This window comes from Sphingobacterium sp. BIGb0165 (genome assembly GCF_024810095.1).
GTDB lineage: Bacteria > Bacteroidota > Bacteroidia > Sphingobacteriales > Sphingobacteriaceae > Sphingobacterium > Sphingobacterium detergens.
Genome location: NZ_JANUEB010000016.1, coordinates 1 through 5,309, shown reverse-complemented (window position 1 = coordinate 5,309; position 5,309 = coordinate 1). Strand labels below are relative to the sequence as shown.

Annotated in this window: 2 tRNA genes and 2 rRNA genes; all 4 read right to left on the bottom strand. The window is 49.2% G+C overall.

Going from position 1 to position 5,309, the window contains the following annotated elements:
- Nucleotides 1-43: 43 nt before the first annotated feature.
- Nucleotides 44-2,925: ribosomal RNA gene (locus tag M2408_RS26260) — 23S ribosomal RNA — on the bottom strand.
- A 280-nt stretch (nt 2,926-3,205) separates the two neighbouring features.
- Nucleotides 3,206-3,279: transfer RNA gene (locus M2408_RS26255), tRNA-Ala, on the bottom strand.
- Between the two features lie 11 nt (nt 3,280-3,290).
- Nucleotides 3,291-3,364: transfer RNA gene (locus tag M2408_RS26250), tRNA-Ile, on the bottom strand.
- Between the two features lie 120 nt (nt 3,365-3,484).
- Nucleotides 3,485-5,014 (bottom strand): 16S ribosomal RNA (locus tag M2408_RS26245).
- Together the 16S and 23S rRNA genes with 2 tRNA genes alongside form the textbook arrangement of a ribosomal RNA operon.
- Nucleotides 5,015-5,309: the final 295 nt, after the last annotated feature.

Below are 5,309 nucleotides of genomic sequence, written 5' to 3'. Positions count from 1 at the left end.
TTTGTTTCAAAAATTAAAGAGGAAGACAACAGTGTGTCTCTGCATGAGAAAGCTTCGGGCTATTAGTACCACTTGGCTTTGGTCTCTCAACCTTTACACCTATGGCCTATCAACGTAGTCATCTTCTACGACCCTATAAGGAAGTCTCATCTCGTGGCTAGTTTCGCACTTAGATGCTTTCAGCGCTTATCTATTCCAGACGTAGCTACCCTGCCGTACACCTGGCGGCATAACAGGTTCACCAGAGGTCTGTCCAACCCGGTCCTCTCGTACTAAGGTCAGATCCACTCAAACTTCCAACGCCCACAACAGATAGGGACCGAACTGTCTCGCGACGTTCTGAACCCAGCTCGCGTGCCACTTTAATGGGCGAACAGCCCAACCCTTGGGACCTTCTCCAGCCCCAGGATGTGACGAGCCGACATCGAGGTGCCAAACCTCCCCGTCGATATGAGCTCTTGGGGGAGATCAGCCTGTTATCCCCAGCGTACCTTTTATCCTTTGAGCGATGGCCCTTCCATACAGAACCACCGGATCACTATGTCCGTCTTTCGACCCTGTTCGACTTGTCGGTCTCACAGTCAAGCAAGCTTATGCCATTGCACTCCACGTACGGTTACCAAGCGTACTGAGCTTACCTTTGAAAGCCTCCGTTACCTTTTTGGAGGCGACCACCCCAGTCAAACTACCCACCAAACAATGTCCTCCCCATTAGGGAGTTAGAAACCGAATACAGAAAGGGCGGTATTTCAAGGTTGATTCCACGCATCCTGGCGAACACGCTTCAACATCTCCCGCCTATCCTACACATCCTGTACCCAATCTCAATGTTAAGCTATAGTGAAGGTGCATGGGGTCTTTCCGTCCCGTTGCGGGTAATCGGCGTCTTCACCGATACCACAATTTCACCGAGCTCATGGCTGAGACAGCGCCCAGATCGTTACACCATTCGTGCAGGTCGGAACTTACCCGACAAGGAATTTCGCTACCTTAGGACCGTTATAGTTACGGCCGCCGTTTACTGGGGCTTCGATTCAATGCTTCTCTTACGATGACATCCCCTCTTAACCTTCCAGCACCGGGCAGGTGTCAGGCCTTATACCTCATCTTGCGATTTTGCAAAGCCATATGTTTTTGTTAAACAGTCGCCTGGGCCTTTTCACTGCGGCTGCTCTTACGAGACAGCGCCCCTTCTCCCGAAGTTACAGGGCCATTTTGCCGAGTTCCTTAGCCATGACTCACTCGAGCACCTTAGGATTCTCTCCTCGACCACCTGTGTCGGTTTGCGGTACGGGTCTTCATAACCTGAAGCTTAGCGGGTTTTCTTGGAAGTCTGTTTACCTGCTCTATCAGCGCCACCGAAGCTTTGCTGTACTATTGGGTTTCAGCAGGAGCGGCGGATTTGCCTACCGTTCCTATACCTACGCCTTTCAACGAACTATTCCGTCAGTTCGCGGCAGTGTCACTACTCCGTCACCACATCGCAGTTATGAAGAGTACTGGAATATTAACCAGTTGTCCATCGGCTTGCCCCCTTCGGGTGCGCCTTAGGTCCCGACTGACCCTGATCCGATTAACGTTGATCAGGAAACCTTGGTCTTTCGGTGGGCGGGTTTCCCACCCGCCTTATCGTTACTTATGCCTACATTTGCTTTTCCATACGGTCCAACACCCATTACCAGATATCTTCGCCCCATATGGAATGCTCCCCTACCAGATGCATATATTTCAATGCAAATCCATAGCTTCGGTACCGTTCTTGATGCCCGTTTATTATCCACGCCCGGCCGCTCGACTAGTGAGCTGTTACGCACTCTTTAAATGAATGGCTGCTTCCAAGCCAACATCCTAGCTGTCTGGGCAACCGGACCTCGTTAGTTCAACTTAGAACGAATTTGGGGACCTTAGCTGATGGTCTGGGTTCTTTCCCTCTCGGCCTTGGACCTTAGCACCCAAAGCCTCACTGCCGGCCATATTTAATAGCATTCGGAGTTCGTCTGGATTTGGTAGGATTTGACTCCCCCGCACCCAATCGGTAGCTCTACCTCTATTAAACTCGATGCCGACGCTGTTCCTAAAAACATTTCGGGGAGTACGAGCTATTTCCCAGTTTGATTGGCCTTTCACCCCTACCCTCAGGTCATCCGGAAACTTTTCAACGTTTATCGGTTCGGTCCTCCATTACATGTTACTGCAACTTCAACCTGCCCAAGGGTAGATCACAAGGTTTCGCGTCTACCTCATCTGACTATGCGCCCTATTAAGACTCGCTTTCGCTTCGGCTGCGTCCCTGAAGGACTTAACCTTGCCAGACAAGAGTAACTCGTAGGCTCATTATGCAAAAGGCACGCTGTCACAGAACTTGTCTGCTCCAACCGCTTGTAAGCACACGGTTTCAGGTTCTTTTCACTCCCCTGTTCGGGGTTCTTTTCACCTTTCCCTCACGGTACTGGTTCACTATCGGTCTCTCAGGAGTATTTAGCCTTACCAGATGGTGCTGGTGGATTCCCACAGGATTTCTCCGGTCCCGCGGTACTCAGGATACCACTATGTCAACATTCTTTACCTGTACGGGGCTCTCACCCTTATTGCGCAGTTTCCCACCTGCTTCCAGTTCATAGCATTGTACAATATCGTGGTCCTACAACCCCGACTATGCCGTAACATAATCGGTTTGGGCTCTTTCCCGTTCGCTCGCCACTACTTGGGAAATCATTGTTATTTTCTTCTCCTACGCCTACTTAGATGTTTCAGTTCAGCGCGTTCGCGTATCATACGACTATTCTTCAAATAGTCAGGTTGCCCCATTCGGAAATCTTTGGATCAATTCGCATTTGCCAATCCCCAAAGCTTATCGCAGCTTATCACGTCCTTCTTCGCCTCTGAGAGCCTAGGCATCCCCCGTGTGCCCTTATTTACTTTCTTCACCGACATAGCCTTTTGCTACTATGCGGCTGCTTTTGATATATATACCGATATGCTAGGTGACGGTTCGTTCGGCCTGGACCGAGGGTCTCCCCGTTACTTCAAACACATACCAGCATTGTCTCTATACTGTTGTCTTCTCTTGTAATTTTTTTTCTCTTTCAATATGTCAAAGAACTCTTTTTTTAGTAACCAGTAGCTAGATATTAGTATTTAGACTTCTATATATCGCTATACAGTCATCTTCATACCAGGTACTTGATACTTGGTACTAAGAACGTGGAGAATAACGGATTCGAACCGTTGACCCCCTGCGTGCAAGGCAGGTGCTCTAGCCAGCTGAGCTAATTCCCCTTTTTCTTTCGTAGTCCCGAGCAGATTTGAACTGCTGACCCCTACATTATCAGTGTAGTGCTCTAACCAACTGAGCTACGGGACTAGCTATTCTGTTCATCTATCTTCTCAGGGACCGCTCCATCCGGGGCGGGCACTTTCTTCTGATGTTTTTCTTCTTATTCAATCATATATACGTGACGAGCACCGATCCGCGATACTCTAGAAAGGAGGTATTCCAGCCGCACCTTCCGGTACGGCTACCTTGTTACGACTTAGCCCCAATTATCGGTTTTACCCTAACACGCTCCTTGCGGTCACATGCTTTAGGTACCCCCAACTTTCATGGCTTGACGGGCGGTGTGTACAAGGCCCGGGAACGTATTCACCGCGTCATTGCTGATACGCGATTACTAGCGAATCCAACTTCATGGGGTCGAGTTGCAGACCCCAATCCGAACTGTGAATGGCTTTTAGAGATTAGCATCATATTGCTATGTAGCTGCCCGCTGTACCATCCATTGTAGCACGTGTGTAGCCCCGGACGTAAGGGCCATGATGACTTGACGTCGTCCCCACCTTCCTCACTGTTTGCACAGGCAGTCTGTTTAGAGTCCCCATCATTACATGCTGGCAACTAAACATAGGGGTTGCGCTCGTTGCGGGACTTAACCCAACACCTCACGGCACGAGCTGACGACAGCCATGCAGCACCTAGTTTCGTGTCCCGAAGGACGAGACCGTCTCTGGTCTCTTCACTAACTTTCAAGCCCGGGTAAGGTTCCTCGCGTATCATCGAATTAAACCACATGCTCCTCCGCTTGTGCGGGCCCCCGTCAATTCCTTTGAGTTTCACCCTTGCGGGCGTACTCCCCAGGTGGATAACTTAACGCTTTCGCTAAGACGCTGGCTGTCTATCGCCAACATCGAGTTATCATCGTTTAGGGCGTGGACTACCAGGGTATCTAATCCTGTTCGATCCCCACGCTTTCGTGCATCAGCGTCAATACCAGCTTAGTGAGCTGCCTTCGCAATCGGAGTTCTAAGACATATCTATGCATTTCACCGCTACTTGTCTTATTCCGCCCACTTCAAATGGATTCAAGCCTGTCAGTATCAAAGGCACTGCGATGGTTGAGCCACCGTATTTCACCCCTGACTTAATAGGCCGCCTACGCACCCTTTAAACCCAATAAATCCGGATAACGCTCGGATCCTCCGTATTACCGCGGCTGCTGGCACGGAGTTAGCCGATCCTTATTCTTCCAGTACATTCAGCTCTCTACACGTAGAAAGGTTTATTCCTGGACAAAAGCAGTTTACAACCCATAGGGCAGTCATCCTGCACGCGGCATGGCTGGTTCAGGCTTCCGCCCATTGACCAATATTCCTTACTGCTGCCTCCCGTAGGAGTCTGGTCCGTGTCTCAGTACCAGTGTGGGGGATTCTCCTCTCAGAGCCCCTAGACATCGTCGCCTTGGTAAGCCGTTACCCTACCAACTAGCTAATGTCACGCGAGCCCATCTCTATCCTATAAATATTTAATAATCCCCCGATGCCGGTAGATTATATTATGCGGTGTTAATCTCTCTTTCGAGAGGCTATCCCCCTGATAGAGGTAGGTTGCTCACGCGTTACGCACCCGTGCGCCACTCTCACCATCTTCGAGCAAGCTCTCCGATGGATCCCGTCCGACTTGCATGTATTAGGCCTGCCGCTAGCGTTCATCCTGAGCCAGGATCAAACTCTCCATTGTAAAATGAAGTTTTTGATTCCAACTATTTACATAATCAGAATTCTTTTTTTATATCTCTGATCTTGGATCGAATTGAACTAATTCTTGAATTTGTTCATGACTTTCGTTTTGTCTACTCGTCACGCTTACATGATTGTGTTTTCTTAAAGAACTTATCTCGCTTCAACTTCCGTATCCGCTATATTCCGATGAGCATTGCGCTCCTCTTTATCTTTTTCTGTTTCCCTCCGTTTCCGTTGGGACTGCAAAGGTAGAAATCTTTTTTGAAATTCCAAAAAACTTTTGAAGTTTTTTT